The organism is Bacillus sp. SSR7, assembly GCF_055902415.1.
This window is the reverse complement of record NZ_JBVVXV010000002.1, coordinates 505,070-522,008: the sequence shown is the minus strand read 5'-3', so window position 1 is coordinate 522,008 and position 16,939 is coordinate 505,070. Positions and strand designations below refer to the sequence as shown.

17 protein-coding genes are annotated in these 16,939 nt (G+C 35.7%); 6 read left to right on the top strand and 11 right to left on the bottom strand.

Going from position 1 to position 16,939, the window contains the following annotated elements; translation table 11 throughout:
• Positions 1-245 precede the first annotated feature (245 nt).
• Positions 246-1,181: a heme A synthase gene (gene ctaA, locus AC0NJG_RS06855; RefSeq protein WP_474062939.1), complete on the top strand. Its 936-nt coding sequence runs from the start codon at positions 246-248 to the stop codon at positions 1,179-1,181.
• A gap of 76 nt (positions 1,182-1,257) precedes the next feature.
• Here the strand turns inward: ctaA and pyc are convergent, their stop codons facing one another.
• The 3 genes from pyc to AC0NJG_RS06840 form a co-directional block, all read right to left on the bottom strand.
• The gene (pyc, locus tag AC0NJG_RS06850) at positions 1,258-4,704 is read right to left on the bottom strand and encodes a pyruvate carboxylase (RefSeq protein WP_173601295.1); all 3,447 of its coding nucleotides are present in this window, start codon (positions 4,702-4,704) and stop codon (positions 1,258-1,260) included.
• Positions 4,705-5,035: 331 nt separating this feature from the next.
• The gene (locus AC0NJG_RS06845) at positions 5,036-6,214 is read right to left on the bottom strand and encodes an FtsW/RodA/SpoVE family cell cycle protein (protein WP_088327861.1); all 1,179 of its coding nucleotides are present in this window, start codon (positions 6,212-6,214) and stop codon (positions 5,036-5,038) included.
• 125 nt (positions 6,215-6,339) lie between these two features.
• Entirely contained in the window at positions 6,340-6,627 is a 288-nt protein-coding gene (locus AC0NJG_RS06840) for an Fpa/YlaN family protein (RefSeq protein ID WP_000135695.1), read from the bottom strand.
• A 150-nt stretch (positions 6,628-6,777) separates the two neighbouring features.
• Between AC0NJG_RS06840 and AC0NJG_RS06835 the strand changes: the two genes are divergently transcribed.
• On the top strand, positions 6,778-7,275 hold the full coding sequence (locus tag AC0NJG_RS06835; protein WP_087954452.1) for a molybdopterin-binding protein: 498 nt from the start codon (positions 6,778-6,780) through the stop codon (positions 7,273-7,275).
• Positions 7,276-7,306: 31 nt separating this feature from the next.
• Here the strand turns inward: AC0NJG_RS06835 and AC0NJG_RS06830 are convergent, their stop codons facing one another.
• Both AC0NJG_RS06830 and AC0NJG_RS06825 read right to left on the bottom strand, forming a co-directional pair.
• Positions 7,307-8,635, bottom strand: coding sequence for a PhoH family protein (locus AC0NJG_RS06830; protein WP_000358083.1), 1,329 nt, complete (start codon positions 8,633-8,635; stop codon positions 7,307-7,309).
• A 246-nt stretch (positions 8,636-8,881) separates the two neighbouring features.
• Positions 8,882-9,337 (bottom strand): pyridoxamine 5'-phosphate oxidase family protein, encoded by a 456-nt coding sequence (locus AC0NJG_RS06825; RefSeq protein ID WP_000024588.1) that lies wholly within the window; start codon positions 9,335-9,337, stop codon positions 8,882-8,884.
• A gap of 145 nt (positions 9,338-9,482) precedes the next feature.
• Between AC0NJG_RS06825 and AC0NJG_RS06820 the strand changes: the two genes are divergently transcribed.
• Positions 9,483-9,683: a YlaI family protein gene (locus tag AC0NJG_RS06820; RefSeq protein ID WP_001995040.1), complete on the top strand. Its 201-nt coding sequence runs from the start codon at positions 9,483-9,485 to the stop codon at positions 9,681-9,683.
• Positions 9,684-9,719: 36 nt separating this feature from the next.
• On the opposite strand, the gene AC0NJG_RS06815 is transcribed toward AC0NJG_RS06820, so the two are convergent.
• The 3 genes from AC0NJG_RS06815 to typA form a co-directional block, all read right to left on the bottom strand.
• Positions 9,720-9,995: a hypothetical protein gene (locus AC0NJG_RS06815; protein ID WP_087954451.1), complete on the bottom strand. Its 276-nt coding sequence runs from the start codon at positions 9,993-9,995 to the stop codon at positions 9,720-9,722.
• A gap of 13 nt (positions 9,996-10,008) precedes the next feature.
• A complete protein-coding gene (locus tag AC0NJG_RS06810) occupies positions 10,009-10,311 on the bottom strand; it encodes a YlaH-like family protein (protein WP_000893666.1) in 303 nt (100 codons plus the stop codon).
• A gap of 157 nt (positions 10,312-10,468) precedes the next feature.
• Positions 10,469-12,313, bottom strand: coding sequence for a translational GTPase TypA (typA, locus tag AC0NJG_RS06805; RefSeq protein ID WP_000914763.1), 1,845 nt, complete (start codon positions 12,311-12,313; stop codon positions 10,469-10,471).
• Positions 12,314-12,453: 140 nt separating this feature from the next.
• Here typA and AC0NJG_RS06800 point away from each other — a divergent pair, with 140 nt between their 5' ends.
• Positions 12,454-12,633, top strand: a complete 180-nt coding sequence (locus AC0NJG_RS06800) for a DUF5325 family protein (protein ID WP_000400127.1) — start codon at positions 12,454-12,456, stop codon at positions 12,631-12,633.
• 196 nt (positions 12,634-12,829) lie between these two features.
• Here the strand turns inward: AC0NJG_RS06800 and AC0NJG_RS06795 are convergent, their stop codons facing one another.
• Positions 12,830-13,621, bottom strand: coding sequence for an inositol monophosphatase family protein (locus AC0NJG_RS06795; RefSeq protein WP_087954450.1), 792 nt, complete (start codon positions 13,619-13,621; stop codon positions 12,830-12,832).
• Positions 13,622-13,709: 88 nt separating this feature from the next.
• The gene (locus AC0NJG_RS06790) at positions 13,710-13,898 is read right to left on the bottom strand and encodes a hypothetical protein (protein WP_001250168.1); all 189 of its coding nucleotides are present in this window, start codon (positions 13,896-13,898) and stop codon (positions 13,710-13,712) included.
• A gap of 206 nt (positions 13,899-14,104) precedes the next feature.
• On the opposite strand from AC0NJG_RS06790, the gene AC0NJG_RS06785 reads away from it, so the two are divergent.
• Positions 14,105-14,731: a YktB family protein gene (locus AC0NJG_RS06785; RefSeq protein WP_000175082.1), complete on the top strand. Its 627-nt coding sequence runs from the start codon at positions 14,105-14,107 to the stop codon at positions 14,729-14,731.
• A gap of 80 nt (positions 14,732-14,811) precedes the next feature.
• Here AC0NJG_RS06785 and AC0NJG_RS06780 read toward each other — a convergent pair whose 3' ends face one another.
• Positions 14,812-15,081, bottom strand: a complete 270-nt coding sequence (locus AC0NJG_RS06780; RefSeq protein ID WP_087954449.1) for a UPF0223 family protein — start codon at positions 15,079-15,081, stop codon at positions 14,812-14,814.
• A 366-nt stretch (positions 15,082-15,447) separates the two neighbouring features.
• Between AC0NJG_RS06780 and speA the strand changes: the two genes are divergently transcribed.
• A complete protein-coding gene (gene speA / locus AC0NJG_RS06775) occupies positions 15,448-16,920 on the top strand; it encodes an arginine decarboxylase (RefSeq protein ID WP_000084887.1) in 1,473 nt (490 codons plus the stop codon).
• Positions 16,921-16,939: the final 19 nt, after the last annotated feature.

Below are 16,939 nucleotides of genomic sequence, written 5' to 3'. Positions count from 1 at the left end.
ATAAACTTTTTTGTCATATTTCACACGTATTCTCCCCATTTCTTTTCAAAATAGCCTATTTTTCACCTAAAAATTTCCTTATAAACCTTATTTCCACACCCGTTTTCTCTTCCCTGTCTTCCCCCTCCATTTCTTTGCTATTTTATTATTTTTTATATATCATAGGAACTAGCGCGTTTTATTCTATACATAATGGAATGAAAATATTTCGCAATAACTTCATAGCAGAAAGATGGTGAAAGAGATTGCAACGCTTTATTAAATGGTTAGCAGTCATTACGAGTCTTGATTTATTAATAGTTTTATTAGGAGGCGCCTTAGTTACAAAAACAGGCTCTGGCCAAGGGTGCGGTAAATCATGGCCACTTTGTAACGGCGAATTTGTTCCATCTAATTTATCAATGGAAACTATTATTGAACTAAGTCATCGCCTTACATCAGGATCAGCAGGAATTCTTGTCACTCTCCTTTGTATTTTGTCCTGGAAATATTATAAACATGTGCGCGAAACAAAAACGTTAGCAATTTTATCCTTCGTATTTTTAGTTGCACAAGCATTAATGGGAGCCGCAGCGGTTGTTTGGGGGCAAATGCCAGCTGTACTTGCTATCCATTTCGGTATTTCCTTAATTTCATTTGCTTCTGTCATTTTATTAACGTGTCTTATCTTTGAAATTGACCAAAAATTTGATGCACGTTCACTTATTATAGACAAAAAAATGAAATTTCATATTTATGGTGTAACAATTTACAGTTATATTGTCGTCTACACAGGAGCTTTAGTACGTCACGAACGAGCTAGCTTAGCCTGTCCAGACTTTCCTTTATGTAGCAAAAATAGACCTATGCCAACTCAATTACATGAATGGGTTCAAATGGGACATAGAGTTGCAGCGATGTTAATTTTCGCTTGGATACTATACGCGATGATTCTCGCTATCCGCCATTACAAACAGCAGCCTGTCGTATACTGGGGATGGATCATCTCATTTATCCTTGTTACACTTCAAGCTATCGTAGGAATTTTAGTCGTATTTACAAATGCTAGTTTATCAATGGCATTATTGCATTCACTATTCATTTCTTGCTTGTTTGCTGTACTATGCTATTTAGTTATGTTAGGTACAAGAAGTAAAGTGAATGCAAAAGAAGCTGCATCAACTTCTAAACAAACAAAATAAATGAAAATACCTTGCCGAATTGGCAAGGTATTTTTTCGTAATAAAAAAGAGCTGTGTTTCCACAACTCTTTTTATTTTAGTGATCTAATTCAATGAGTAAGTCGCCCGTTTGAATTGCATCTCCATCGTTAACATATACTTTTTTCACTTTACCATTGAACGGCGCTTGAACTGTCGTTTCCATTTTCATCGCTTCTGTAATTGCCATAGAATCGCCTTTTTTCACTTCATCGCCTTCTTTTACAACTACTTTAATAACCGTTCCTGGCATTGTTGCGTTAATGTGGTTTGGATTTTCACGGTTTCCTTTCACACGTTGTGCAACTGTTGCTTTCACACTTTCGTCTTTCACAACAATCTCACGTGGTTGACCGTTAAACTCCAAGTAAAGAACACGATTTCCATCTGGCTGAGGCTCTCCAATTGATACTAGTTTAACCATCAATGTTTTACCTTGTTCAATTTCCACATCGATTTCTTCACCAAGTCTCATACCATAGAAGAATGTCGGTGTATCAAGCACAGATACATTTCCATAAATCTCAGCAACTTTTTCGTAATCCATAAATACTTTTGGATATAATGCATATGCAACTACATCAAACATCGTCACTTCGCGTCCAAGTTTATGGAATAGCTCTTCTTTTAACGCGTCGAAATCTACTGGTTCTAATAATTCACCTGGTCTTACTGTTAATGGTTCTTTCCCTTTTAAAATAATTTCTTGTAACTTTTTCGGGAAACCACCATATGGTTGTCCTAAATCTCCAGAGAACATTTCAACAACAGATCCTGGGAAGTCCATAGAATGTCCACGCTCTAAAACATCTTGTTCTGTTAAGTGATTTTGAACCATGAATAATGCCATATCACCGACAACTTTAGATGATGGTGTTACTTTAACAATATCACCAAACATGTCATTCACACGGCGGTACATTACTTTTACTTCATCAAAACGATCGCCTAAGCCAACCGCTTTCGCTTGTTGTTGTAAATTACTATACTGTCCGCCTGGCATTTCGTGCATATATACCTCTGTATGAGGAGCATTCATACCGCTTTCAAACGGTGCGTAGTATTTACGTACATCTTCCCAATAATGAGATAGTTTTTCTAATGAATCTATATTAACATCTGGCTGTCTTTCGTTTCCGCCTAACGCATAGTATAGCGTGTTCGCACTTGGTTGTGACGTTTGACCAGCCATAGAACTTACTGCTACATCGACAATGTCAACACCTGCTTCAATTGCTTTCGTATACGTTAATATACCATTCCCACTCGTATCGTGTGTGTGCAGGTGAATCGGAATCGATACCGTCTCTTTTAATGCTGAAACTAAATCATATGCTGCATTTGGTTTTAGTAAGCCCGCCATATCTTTAATACCTAAAATGTGAGCTCCTGATGCTTCTAATTCTTTTGCTAAATTTTTATAGTAATTTAAATCATATTTACTACGTAACGGATCATGAATATCCCCTGTGTAACACATAGTTGCTTCTGCAATTTTACCAGTATCTCGTACAGCATCAATCGCAACTCTCATACCTTCTACCCAGTTTAAGCTATCAAAAATACGGAACACATCAATTCCAGCTTGAGCAGAACACTCCACAAACTTTTGAATTAAATTATCCGGATAGTTTTTGTAGCCAACTGCGTTTGAAGAACGAAGTAACATTTGGAATAAAACGTTTGGCATTTTTTCACGAAGATCTAGTAATCGTTCCCATGGATCTTCCTTTAAGAAACGATATGCAACATCAAACGTTGCACCGCCCCACATTTCCGCTGAGAATAAGTTCGGTAACATTCTCGCTGTCGGCTCTGCAATTTGATGTAAATCTTTTGTACGAATACGCGTCGCGAGCAATGACTGATGCGCATCACGGAATGTTGTATCTGTTAAAAGTACACGGTTTTGATCTTGTACCCACTTTACTAATCCGTCTGCTCCACGCTCATCCAAAATTTGTTTCGTTCCATTTTGGATCGGCTCTGAATGTAATACATTCGGTATACGAGCATCTGGGAAAATTGGTTTCTCTTTTTTCCCTACTCCCGGGAAGCCATTTACTGTTACTGTCCCAATGTAATTTAACATTTTTGTTCCGCGGTCTTTACGTTTCGGGAACAAGAATAGTTCAGGTGACGCATCAATAAATGAAGTGTCATATTCCCCTGATAAGAAGTTTTTATGTTTTACTACATTCTCTAGGAATGGAATATTTGTTTTAATACCACGAATACGGAATTCTTTTAAGTTACGTTCCATTTTTGCAGCAGCTTGTTCAAAAGTAAGCGCCCATGTTGTAACTTTTACAAGTAAAGAATCATAGTACGGTGTAATAACAGCACCTTGGAAACTATTACCTGTATCAAGACGAACCCCAAAGCCACCACCTGATCGATATGCCATAATTTTTCCTGTATCCGGCATGAAATTATTTAGTGGATCCTCAGTCGTTACACGAGATTGTATTGCAAATCCATGTACAACAACCTCCTCTTGCTTTGGAACACCCACAAATTTGCTATGTAATGCATGTCCATCCGCTATTAAAATTTGTGATTGAACGATATCGACTCCTGTAATCATTTCTGTAATTGTATGTTCTACTTGAACACGCGGATTTACTTCAATGAAATAGAAATTATCATCTTTTACAAGGAATTCAACTGTTCCTGCGTTTAAATAATTTACATTTTTCGTTAATTTCACAGCAGCATCACAAATACGCTGACGCAAATCATCTGAAAGCGACACACTAGGTGCAATTTCTACTACTTTTTGATGACGACGTTGTACAGAACAGTCTCGCTCGTATAAATGAACAACATTGCCTTCTTCATCTGCTAAAATTTGAACTTCTATATGTTTAGGTTTTTCAACGAATTTTTCTACGTATACTTCATCATTACCAAAGGCTGCTTTCGCTTCTGACTTCGCTCGATTATACGATTCTCTTAATTCTTCACTAGTACGTACAATACGCATACCACGACCGCCACCGCCAAGGGAAGCTTTAATAATAATCGGGTAATCATACTTTTCAGCAAATTCTTCAACTTCTTCTATTGAATCTACTGGACCATCACTACCAGGAATAACTGGAATTTGTGCTAGCTGCGCTTGTGTTCTTGCTTTCACTTTATCTCCAAACATATCTAAATGCTTACTTTTTGGGCCGATAAAGATAATCCCTTCTTCTTCACAACGTTTTGCGAATTGAATATTTTCTGACAAGAAACCATATCCAGGGTGGATTGCATCTACATGATTACTTTTCGCAATCTCAATAATGCCCTCAATATCTAGATAAGCATCAATTGGCTTTTTTCCTTCCCCAACTAAATAGGATTCATCGGCTTTATAACGATGATAAGAACCACTATCCTCTTTAGAATAGATTGCAACTGTTTTTAACCCCAGTTCCGAACAAGCTCGAAACACACGAATTGCAATCTCTCCACGGTTAGCTACCAATACTTTTTGAATACGTTGCAGCTTTGTCATGATTTTCCCCCTCTACTTTCCTACCACTCTAGAGATAAAATATATACACACCATAAAGAGCGTGAAGTTCTTCACTTTCTACATTATATTATACTTAGAAAGCTTCACTTTATTTTTATCCATCATACCTTATTTTTTAACAAATGATAAGTTTTCTGAGCAATTTGTCTCACAAAAATAGTATAGCATACCTCTTCCTTTTCTAACAACTTAATTGTATATCACTTTTATATAAATGTGATATACCATTTACCAAAAAGAGAAATTAATACATCACATTTAAAACTACTTAAAAATAAAAAACACATCATGCTCTAAAGCACAATGTGTTTTATTTTACAACTACAAGATGTGGTCCACCTTGTTCTCTTTCTTTAACTGTCTCGTTCTGTTGTTTCTCTTGTCGTTTTACATGACTAGCAATATTGAGTAATATCCCCATCGCGAGTAGATTAGCTAATAAGGAACTCCCGCCATAACTAACAAACGGTAAAGGAACTCCTGTAAGTGGTATTAACCCAGACATACCACCAACATTAACAAATGTTTGGACTCCAAACAAACTTGCAATTCCGATAGCTATTAAACTTCCAAATGGATCTTTACACTTTTGTGCAACTCTAAACGCCCGAATAATTATAAGTAATAAACAGATTAAAATAATAGCCACACCTATAAAACCAAGTTCTTCAGATATAATTGCCATTATAAAATCCGTTTGTGGTTCTGGTAAGTAACCATACTTTTGTACACTATTTCCTAATCCTCTACCATTTAGCCCTCCCGAAGCAATTCCAATAAACGAATTTATTAATTGAAATCCATCCTTTTGTGGATCGCTAAATGGATCAAGAAAAACGGAAAACCGCGCTTTTTGGTACTGACTTAATTTATAACTCCCAAGGAAATACAACGCCGGAGCCCATACTATAGACGTTAACAAGAATCTCTTTATCCACAAATTAACATTAACTCCTGAACAAAGAAACATAATTCCTACTGTTCCCGCAATTAACATATCGGTACCTAAGTCATTTTGCTTTAAAATTAAAAACATGATTACACCAACACCCAAAAGTACTGGTCCTGATCCTTTAAAAACAGACGTATTCGTTTCTTGCCTTTTCGCAAAGAAATGGGCCAATACGAGAATAACTGTTATCTTAACAAATTCCGCAGGCTGTATTCCAAATATCCATCCATTTGCACCATTTACTGCTTTAGCAAAGAAGGCAGCTGCTGCTAATAACGCTACACTAATTCCATAACTTCCCAATAAAAAGATTCGTTTTCTCCACACTTTATATGGAATAATAGCAAGAATTATTAATACTATTGTCCCAGCGGCTAAAGTAATTAATTGTCTTTTAAAAAAGAAATTTGCTGGTTTATCAAATCTCGAAATCGCAACAATGGAACTCGAACTATATACCATTATAACTCCCAGCACACATAAGATAACAAGAGGAAGTAACAATGAATAATCCATTGATTTCCATACTCTTTTCATTTCATTTCCTCTTTCTGTTTCAATTTAATTATTGTTGTATTCCATATGTATATTGATTCTTCCTGCTTTATTATACAAATAAAAAGCTCAAACTTTTTCAGTTTGAGCCCCCTTATTTGAACCCGTTATTGTTGTTTGTTTGTAAATGCTTCATGAAGTGCAGATAACTCACGTTCAAGCTCTCCTAACATTGCCTTCCCTTGTTCTTCTGCAATAAGACCAAGGCGAACTGCAAAATCGACTTCGCGGGATAGTCCAAACATTTGTGTGTCTAACACTTCTTCATATAATGGACATTGCGGCATTGTAAGATGGTCCATTTGCACCTTAATAAGTCTTAAAATCTTCTCCGCATCCGCTTGTAGAAGGGCTAGTGCCTTTTCCTGATGATTTGATACTGTCTCAGACGCCAAATTGATTCCCTCCGTTTCCGTCCTACTCTCTCCTATCTATTAATATTAGCGATAGTTTTAATAAATTGCAATAGAAACATTTTTTGTGACAATAGTGCCTAATACTATTATACTGAAAAGTGGGAGTATAACACAAATGGGGGAACAACAATGAGCGAAATTTTATTTATTAATGGAAAAGTTCGTTTTCCAATCACTATCGATCCAACCGTTTGGATCTTTGATGATCGAAAAGTAGATTTGACAACTTACTTTGATGAAACGAGAGAAAACACTTCAGAACTAGAAGCTTACTTAAAAAACACTTCAGAACATTGGGATCGCGAAATCCGTGATGGTGCTGCTTTCCCACCGATACAACAAAGTGTAAAGAAATATAAAAAAGAACAGCTAATTACTGGAACGTTCGGTATACCATTTCAACCTTTTCTTGCTAACGCCGAAATTTCAGATGATGCTACGCAAGTCGAGATTGAAACAGTAGATGATACGATAACGCTTCCATTAGAAACAGTCAAACATGCTATTCTTGGTTTTTCGAAAGAAGGAAAACCATTAAAAGAAGACGGACCTGTTCATTTATATTACAATGATGGATCTAATAGACAAAATCCAATCCGTAACATCCGCAAATTTACAATTATTTAAAGAAAAGGAGTGAGCTTCAGCTCACTCCTTTTTATAATAAATCTGCTGCTAGTTGAGCTAAATTAGATCGCTCCCCTTTTACAAATTTCACATGACCACTAATACGTTGCTCTTTAAATTTCTCTACAACATATGTTAAACCGTTATTATACTCATCCAAATACGGATGATCAATTTGCTGAGGATCTCCCATTAATACGATTTTACTTTTTTCTCCTACCCTCGTTAGTATCGTTTTCACTTCATGCTTCGTTAAATTTTGTGCTTCGTCAATTATAATGAATTGATCTGGAATACTTCTCCCGCGTATATACGTAAGAGCTTCTACTTCTATCGAACCCATTCCAGCTAAAATAGCATCTAACTCTCCTGGTTTTTTCGTATTAAATAAATACTCTAGATTATCAAAAATCGGTTGCATCCACGGCCTTAACTTTTCTTCTTTTTCTCCCGGTAAATAACCGATATCTTTCCCAACTGGAACAATCGGCCGTGCAACGAGTAGTTTTTTGTATAACCCTAAATCTTCCGTTTGCATGAGCCCCGAAGCTAAAGCTAGTAATGTCTTTCCTGTACCAGCTTTCCCCGTTAACGTGACTAGCGGAATATCTTCACGAAGTAACAATTCTAATCCCATAATTTGCTGCACATTTCGTGGTCGTATTCCCCATACTTGTTCATTGTGAAAAATAAGTTTCTTTACCTTCTTACCTAAATGATCCACAATACCTAGTGCTGAACTAGATCCACCTAATGCATCTTTCATTACTACAAACTGATTTGGATAAAAAGGATGATTTGCAATTTCGGATAAAGGCAATTCGCCTTTTTCATAAAAATAATCCAATTGTTCTTTTGATATATATCCTTCTAAAAATCCTGAATATATATTTTCCACTTCAATGACCCGATCACTTAAATAATCTTCCGCCTTTAAACCTATTGCATCTGCTTTTACCCTTACGAGCACGTCTTTACTTACTAAAATAACAGACTTCCCGTCCTCTTTTTCTTGTTCTTCTAAAGATAGGTTTTTTGCTACAGCTAAAATTCGATTATCATTTGTTTTTTCTACAAAAATATCTTGTAGTTGGACAAACGAACGATGATTTAATTCAATACGAAATGTACCGCCGTTTTCTAGCGGAATACTTTCATGCAGTTTTCCTATTTCACGAAATTTGTCTATTAACTTAGATACATAACGAGCGTTTCGTCCTACTTCATCCATATAACGTTTTTTCGAATCAACCTCTTCTAATACAACTGCTGGAATCACTACTTCATTGGTTTCAAATGAAAAAATAGATAAAGGATCCTGCAAAAGTACATTCGTATCTAACACATAAATTTTATCCAACCTGTTACCCCCTGACTCCACTTTTAAATTTGTAGAACAAGGGTTTCATCCATAAAATATGGACGAACCATTGTTATAATTATATGTACCGTATAAACGAGGTAGAATCGAAATGTATAGCCATTAAACCTTTTATTTATTTTTTATTCATTTCTATTCAATATATTACTTTTAATTATAATTATTAACATAAAATCACAATAAGTGATTACAAAAGTTAATAACTGACTTTCTTATTTATCACATTTATAATTCTTTCATTCCTGCTAACACTTGGTTATCGAGCTTTTTAGCTGCACGAAGATCATACGTTTTTTCATATGTTGGCTCAATTGCAAGTTTTGCACCATAAAACATAACATCACGTACTTCTTGTACATTTACTTCTATTACAGTTAATTTTAGAGGAATGCCTTCCATTCTATCAGTCAAAATTTCACCTGCACCACTTATGGAAAATACGGATTCATTCGCCATTATAGTCAATACCACTCCCGTACTATGTCTTATATTTTCCACAATACGTGAACGTTGATCTACTGCAAATCGAATACTAGTTTTACTCACTGCATACACCCAAGAAATAGCACTTACGTTAGGAACTTGTTTTTCAAAATCTGTTGTTGCTACCATAACAATACACTCTTTACGTAACGTTTGTACTAAATCATCTGTTAATGTGGGCTCTACTACATTCGCCATATTTCCACCTCCAAATATACTTCATATATCCTTATCATAACCTATTTTTCGAATTGCGAAAATATTATTTTTTCCCGCTATTATTCAAAAACATTACACTTCCATGATATACTTATACTGATAGAATTCGTATTGAGGTGACGAAATGAGAGTCAAATGTATGATTTGTGATAAAAAAGATATGTTAGATGATGAAAATCCTATGGCAAAAAAACTGCGTAATCGCCCTATTCATACATATATGTGCATGGAATGTTCGGAACGAATTGCTGAACGTACGATGGAACGTCATGCAAGTGGTAATTTCCGATTATATCGTGATAAAAAAGTCGAAGACGATTGGTAAAATATAAATAAGTCCTTTATCAATATGATAAAGGACTTATTTATATTTTTCAGGTTCGCGATTCATTTGATCCAAAAAACAATCAATAACTTCTAATGGAAACCTTACAGATTTTCTTTCTCCATTTATTTCATATGTAACTAAATACATTTCCTCGTCCTTCTTAACTTCCACATTTCTCAATTTATGTTCTTCATATATCATATTTCGAAATAACAAATACGTTTCTTTTGCAGCACTATCATCCGGACGTGCTTCAGCAACTGTTTTAATTGTTAACCAATTATATAACGCATCTTGTACTGAACGCATAAAACTTCCCCCCTCATCCCGCTTTTTGTTGTCTCGCTTGACGTAATCGCAACCTATAAATTCCAAGTACAATTGCCGCTACAACAAGCCCCTCTCCAACAGGTAAAAAAACTGCAAAGAAAGTTAACACTGTACACCCAATCGCTAACGATATATATATCACTATATTTTTTATTATAGATAGTTTTCTTGCAAAACCTAAATTATACACAAGTGCACTTAATATAATAATGACGCCATACAGTAACCACATCCCTAGTTCTGGATTTTCATCAACTTTACATAACTTCGCAAAAAACGACATTCTTTCTAACACCATTTATCCCCCTTCCTCATAAATCAAACCATTTTTCTTTATGTACTTAATACAAGAGTAACCTGTGAAAAAAATACTGTCCACAAAAAGAGTAAATATTCTAAAAAATAAACATAAAAAAACAGCTACCTTAATTAAAGGTAGCTGTTTTACTATTTTACGCTTCTACAGATTTCTTTTTCTTAGCAGCTCTTTCACGTTCGCTCTTATCAAGAATCTTTTTACGTAAACGAATTGATTCTGGAGTTACTTCACAGAACTCGTCATCGTTTAAGTACTCTAATGATTCTTCTAAAGTCATTAAGCGTGGTTTTTTCATTGTTGAAGTTTGATCTTTCGTCGCAGAACGAATGTTAGTTTGTTGTTTCATTTTCACAACGTTAACTGTTAAGTCATTCTCACGAGTGTGTTCTCCGACAATCATACCAGCATATACTTCTGTACCTGGTTCAACGAAGATTACACCACGGTCTTCAACTTGCATAATACCGTATTGTGATGCTTTTCCTGTTTCAAGTGAAACTAGAACACCTTGACGACGTCCACCAACTTGTCCAGCGTGTACTGGTTGGTAGCAATCGAATGTATGGTTTAAAATACCGTAACCACGAGTTAATGTTAAGAATTCTGTTGTGTAACCAATTAAACCACGTGCTGGAACCATGAAAGTAAGGCGAACTTGACCGTTTCCGTTATTCACCATATCTAACATTTCACCTTTACGTGCACCCATAGATTCCATAATAGAACCAGTATATTCTTCAGGTACATCGATTTGTACACGCTCTACAGGCTCACATCTTACGCCATCAACTTCTTTAATAATTACTTCTGGCTTAGATACTTGTAGTTCATAACCTTCACGACGCATGTTTTCAATTAAGATAGATAAATGTAGTTCCCCACGTCCAGATACGATCCATGCATCAGGAGACTCTGTATTATCTACACGTAAACTTACATCTGTTTCTAATTGTGAACGAAGACGCTCTTCAATTTTACGAGATGTAATGTATTTACCTTCACGACCTGCAAATGGACTGTTATTTACAAGGAACGTCATTTGTAGTGTTGGCTCATCAATACGTAATAATGGTAACGCATCTTGATGTTCAACTGGACATACTGTTTCACCAACGTTAATGTCTTCCATACCAGAAACAGCTACTAAGTCTCCAGCTTTTGCTTCTTCAATTTCTTGACGTTTTAATCCCATGTAACCAAATAATTTTGTTACGCGGAATTGTTTTACGCTTCCGTCTACTTTCATTAAAGCAACTTGTTGTCCAACCTTCATTGTACCGCGGAATACGCGTCCAACTCCAATACGTCCAACATAGTCGTTGTAATCAAGAAGTGCTACTTGGAATTGAAGTGGCTCTTCGCTATTATCAATTGGTGCAGGAATATGTTCAATAATTGTATCAAATAATGATTTCATATTCTCTTCTTGATTTGCTGGGTTTGAATCTAAGCTTGCTGTTCCGTTCATTGCTGATGCAAATACAACTGGGAACTCTAATTGATCTTCGTTTGCACCAAGTTCGATGAATAAGTCGATTACTTCATCAACTACTTCATCAGGGCGAGCGAAGTCACGATCAATTTTATTTACAACTACGATTGGAGTTAAGTTTTGCTCAAGAGCTTTCTTTAAAACAAATCGTGTTTGTGGCATACAACCTTCATATGCATCAACAACAAGTAAAACACCATCAACCATTTTCATAATACGTTCTACTTCTCCACCGAAGTCAGCGTGACCTGGTGTATCTAAAATGTTAATTCTTTTATCTTCATAGTGAATCGCAGTATTTTTCGCTAAAATTGTAATACCGCGCTCTCTTTCTAGATCATTTGAATCCATTGCGCGCTCTTCAACGTGTTCGTTCGCACGGAAAGTCCCCGCTTGACGTAACAATTGGTCAACAAGTGTTGTTTTACCATGGTCAACGTGGGCAATAATTGCTATATTACGTAAATCTTGTCGTTTTTTCAACATGTCCAACTCCTAATGTCTTTTTAATCCTTCTCTATTATAAGAGCGAAGGGGATACAATAGCAATTAAAATAAAAGCAAGAATGAAAATATAGTTGTATTCTTACTTTTGTGAAAGTAAAATGAGATTGGAGGGTGAAGAAATGGAACACATTCAATATCGCTTTTTATTAACGGCAATTATCGGTGTTATTTTCTTAATTGGTATCGGCATTATGATTGCTGAAAATAGTCCAATCGGTATTATTATTTGCATTATCGGCACATTTGTTACAGTTGGATACGGTTTTGTAACAAAAAGAAAAATGCGTAAATCGCAATAACGTCAAAAAGTAAGAAGCCTATATATAGCCTCTTACTTTTTTTGTTACTTGGATATAAAGTGAAACTTTAATCAGTGGGGGTTTTCTTCATCCCCCCTGATTATCAGCCCTCACCAATCGGGCTTTTCTGGGTAGCCCGACCCCCACCTCACTTCTTTACTTTCGTTGAATTTTGAGGTGGGGGTCTTACTGCCCATTAAAGCGGGATAAACGATAACACTTCTTCATACACCCCTGGCTTCGCAACTAATACGCTACTCTTCTCTACGATAGAAAGTGGCGCTCCGGAGAATGTTGTTACCTTGCCTCCAACTTCCTCTACAATTATCTGTCCCCCACCAAAGTCCCATGGTGATAATCTAGGCGTTACATATGCATCGATTCTTCCAGTTGCAACGTATACCATCTCTAAAGCTGCACAGCCATATGATCTCGTGCCTCTTGCTTTCTTAACAAGTGCCATCATACTTTCCATATTAAGCAATGGATTGTCGGTAAGCCATATCGCATTTAAAGCTACAATACCTTGCTCTACAGTACCTTTTTCTAATAAAGGTATTGGTACTTCATTGCAAAATGCTCCAGCCCCTTTTAACGCATGATATAATTCATCATGAACTGGATCATAAATAAGTCCAATCTTTCCGATACCGTTCTCATAAATTCCAATTGAAATTGCAAAATTTCTTTTTTGGTGAACAAAGTTCATCGTGCCGTCAATTGGATCAATTAACCAAACAACCCCGTCAGAAGAAGTTACCTCGTCTCCATAGCCCTCTTCACCTAAAATATGATGATGTGGGAATGTTTCTTTAATTTTCCCAATTAAAAACTGTTCTATTTCTCGGTCCATATTTGTTACTAAATCAGCTGCATTTGATTTTGTTTCTATAATAAGTGCTTTTTTCATTGATGCCATTAAACGCTCTCCCGCATCCCGAATCCACTGTTTGGCGTGTGCATCGATGTCTTTCCATACTTCTTGCATGTTTAAACACTCCGATCTATACTGTTCACAGAAAAAACGAACCCTTTATAAGGTTCGCACCAACTAATTTTTTATACATATACTATTATTACGCTTCTAAACGAATCATTTCAAGCCTTAACACTTCTAACTTTTGTACACACTCTTCTTTTTTCTGTTTATCATTTTCCATCATCGCATCATATAAAGTCGCTAATTCATAATCTAGCTCCAAACGTAGCACCGGTATTCTCTTTTCAGCATCTGTTCTCTTTAACGCATTAATCACCTGTCTCATATTATTTGCCTCCTCCCAATATTCGTCTGCCCTCGGACTAGAATTGATTAAATTTTCTGATTTTTTGTTTTATACTATACTATGTTGGATAAATCATCTATGCAACAAAATTATATTTTTTTATTTAAATTTTTTTGTGCTGTTTTTTTTATGAATAGTACAAGCTATGCTAAAATAAAAGCAAAATAGGAGTTGGAGGAACAATCATGACACTACAAACATTCAAATCAACTGATTTTGAGGTCTTTACAGTTGATGGTCTCGAAGAACGAATGAGTGCAATTAAAACGAACATTCATCCTAAGCTAGAAGCTTTAGGGGAACAGTTTGCAGCGTATTTATCCAAACAAACTGATGAGAACTTTTTTTATCATGTAGCAAAACACGCACGTCGCAAAGTCAATCCACCAAACGATACTTGGGTTGCTTTTTCAACAAATAAACGCGGATATAAAATGCTACCACATTTCCAAATTGGATTATGGGGTACTCATGCCTTCATATACTTTGGTTTAATCTATGAGTGTCCACAAAAAGTGGAGACGGCTCACGCCTTCTTAGAACATATAAATGATTTAAAAACAAATATTCCAAATGACTTCGTTTGGTCCATTGACCATACTAAACCAAGTGTAAAATTACATAAAACACTTGAAACAAATGATTTACAAAAGATGATTGAACGTCTAGCTACTGTGAAAAAAGCAGAATTATTAGTTGGTATTCATATATCACCAGAGGAGTTTTCAGCAATGACCAACGAACAATTCCTTGCTAAGATTGAATCTACGATGCAATCACTCCTTCCTTTATATGCACTTTGTAATAGATAGTAGAAAACGGACAATTTATATTGTCCGTTTTTAGTTGTTATCACATTATATCACTTCAGTTTTTATTTTTCAAAATTTTTTTACATTTTAACAAGCTTTTTTTCTTCAATTTCTTTAGCCTTTTGAATCGCACGGTATATAGAATATCCACTTACTTCTTGAAACTCTTTATCAATTTTCTTTTCTTCTGCTTTCGATGGAACAATCTCTTTAAAACGACGATATAAACCCATTAATTCTTCTCTTACAATTCCTTTTTCATATGCTTTCTCAATCGCTTCATAAAACTTCACAATTGTAACCATTTCCTCATTGGACCAATCATAATCTAACGGATATTGATATTCCATTTCGCACCTCATTTATCATTTCTTCTTATTTCAATACGCTATCTTAAAGTGATTTTTTCTACTTCACTATAGCCACTTTGCATTATACACTATTTATTCATTTTAATGGAATTGCCTTCCACTAGAAGTTAGTAGGAAGCAACTATTTAACATACTCACCGTAAAAATATTTTTTGCTATACATCTATAATTATTGGTGATATAATGCTTTTGTTTTATAGAAAATAAAGTGAAGCTCCCATCTCAAAAAAGCTTTTGTGAATGGCAGAAAAACAAGTCTCATTCTAAAAAAGAACGTAACTTTTTTAGAACAAGATTATATAAAACAAACTCTAATAAATATTAAAAAAAGAAGGGGTGTATAGATTGTCCCAATACGAAACACCATTGTTTACCGCTTTAGTTGAGCACAGTAAGCGAAATCCAATTCAATTCCATATTCCAGGGCATAAAAAAGGACAGGGCATGGATCCTGAATTTCGCGAATTTATTGGGCATAATGCATTAGCAATTGATTTAATTAATATTGCGCCGCTCGATGATTTACATCATCCAAAAGGTATGATTAAAGAAGCACAAGATTTAGCAGCCGCTGCATTTGGTGCGGATCATACTTTCTTTTCTATTCAAGGTACAAGTGGCGCAATTATGACAATGGTGATGAGCGTTTGCGGTCCTGGTGACAAAATACTAGTACCACGAAACGTGCATAAATCAGTAATGTCAGCTATTATTTTCTCAGGTGCAAAACCTATTTTCATGCATCCTGAAATTGATCCAAAACTTGGTATTTCACATGGAATCACAATTCAATCTGTCAAAAAGGCACTTGAAGAGCACTCAGATGCGAAAGGCCTACTTGTTATTAACCCAACATACTTTGGCTTTGCTGCGGACTTAGAACAGATTGTACAATTAGCACATTCTTACGATATCCCTGTACTCGTTGATGAGGCTCATGGTGTTCATATTCATTTTCACGATGAACTGCCGATGTCAGCGATGCAAGCCGGTGCAGATATGGCAGCAACAAGTGTTCACAAATTAGGTGGATCTTTAACGCAAAGTTCTATTCTTAATGTAAAAGAAGGTCTTGTGAACGTAAAACATGTTCAATCTATTATTAGCATGCTTACGACTACATCAACGTCTTACATCTTGTTAGCCTCCCTAGATGTTGCTAGAAAACGTCTTGCTACAGAAGGAACGGCACTCATAGAACAAACAATACAATTAGCGGAACAAGTTCGTGATGCTATAAATGATATTGAACATCTTTACTGTCCAGGGAAAGAAATGCTAGGTACGGATGCTACTTTTAACTATGATCCTACAAAGATAATTGTATCTGTAAAAGATTTAGGTATTACAGGCCATCAGGCTGAAGTATGGCTTAGAGAGCAATATAACATTGAAGTAGAGCTCTCAGATTTATACAACATACTATGTCTTGTCACTTTTGGGGATACAGAAAGTGAGACAAATACACTTATTGCAGCATTACAAGATTTATCAGCAACATTTAAAAATAAAGCTGATAAAGGTGTTCAAGTGCAAGTAGAAATTCCAGAAATACCTGTTTTAGCACTTTCTCCTCGAGATGCTTTTTATTCGGAAACAGAAGTCATCCCATTTGAAAATGCAGCAGGTCGTATTATAGCTGATTTCGTTATGGTTTATCCGCCAGGGATTCCAATCTTTACTCCGGGGGAAATTATTACACAAGATAACTTAGAGTATATTCGTAAAAACTTAGAAGCAGGTTTACCTGTACAAGGTCCTGAAGATATGACATTACAAACATTACGCGTGATTAAAGAGTACAAGCCTATCAGTTGATAGGCTTTTCTTTCACCCT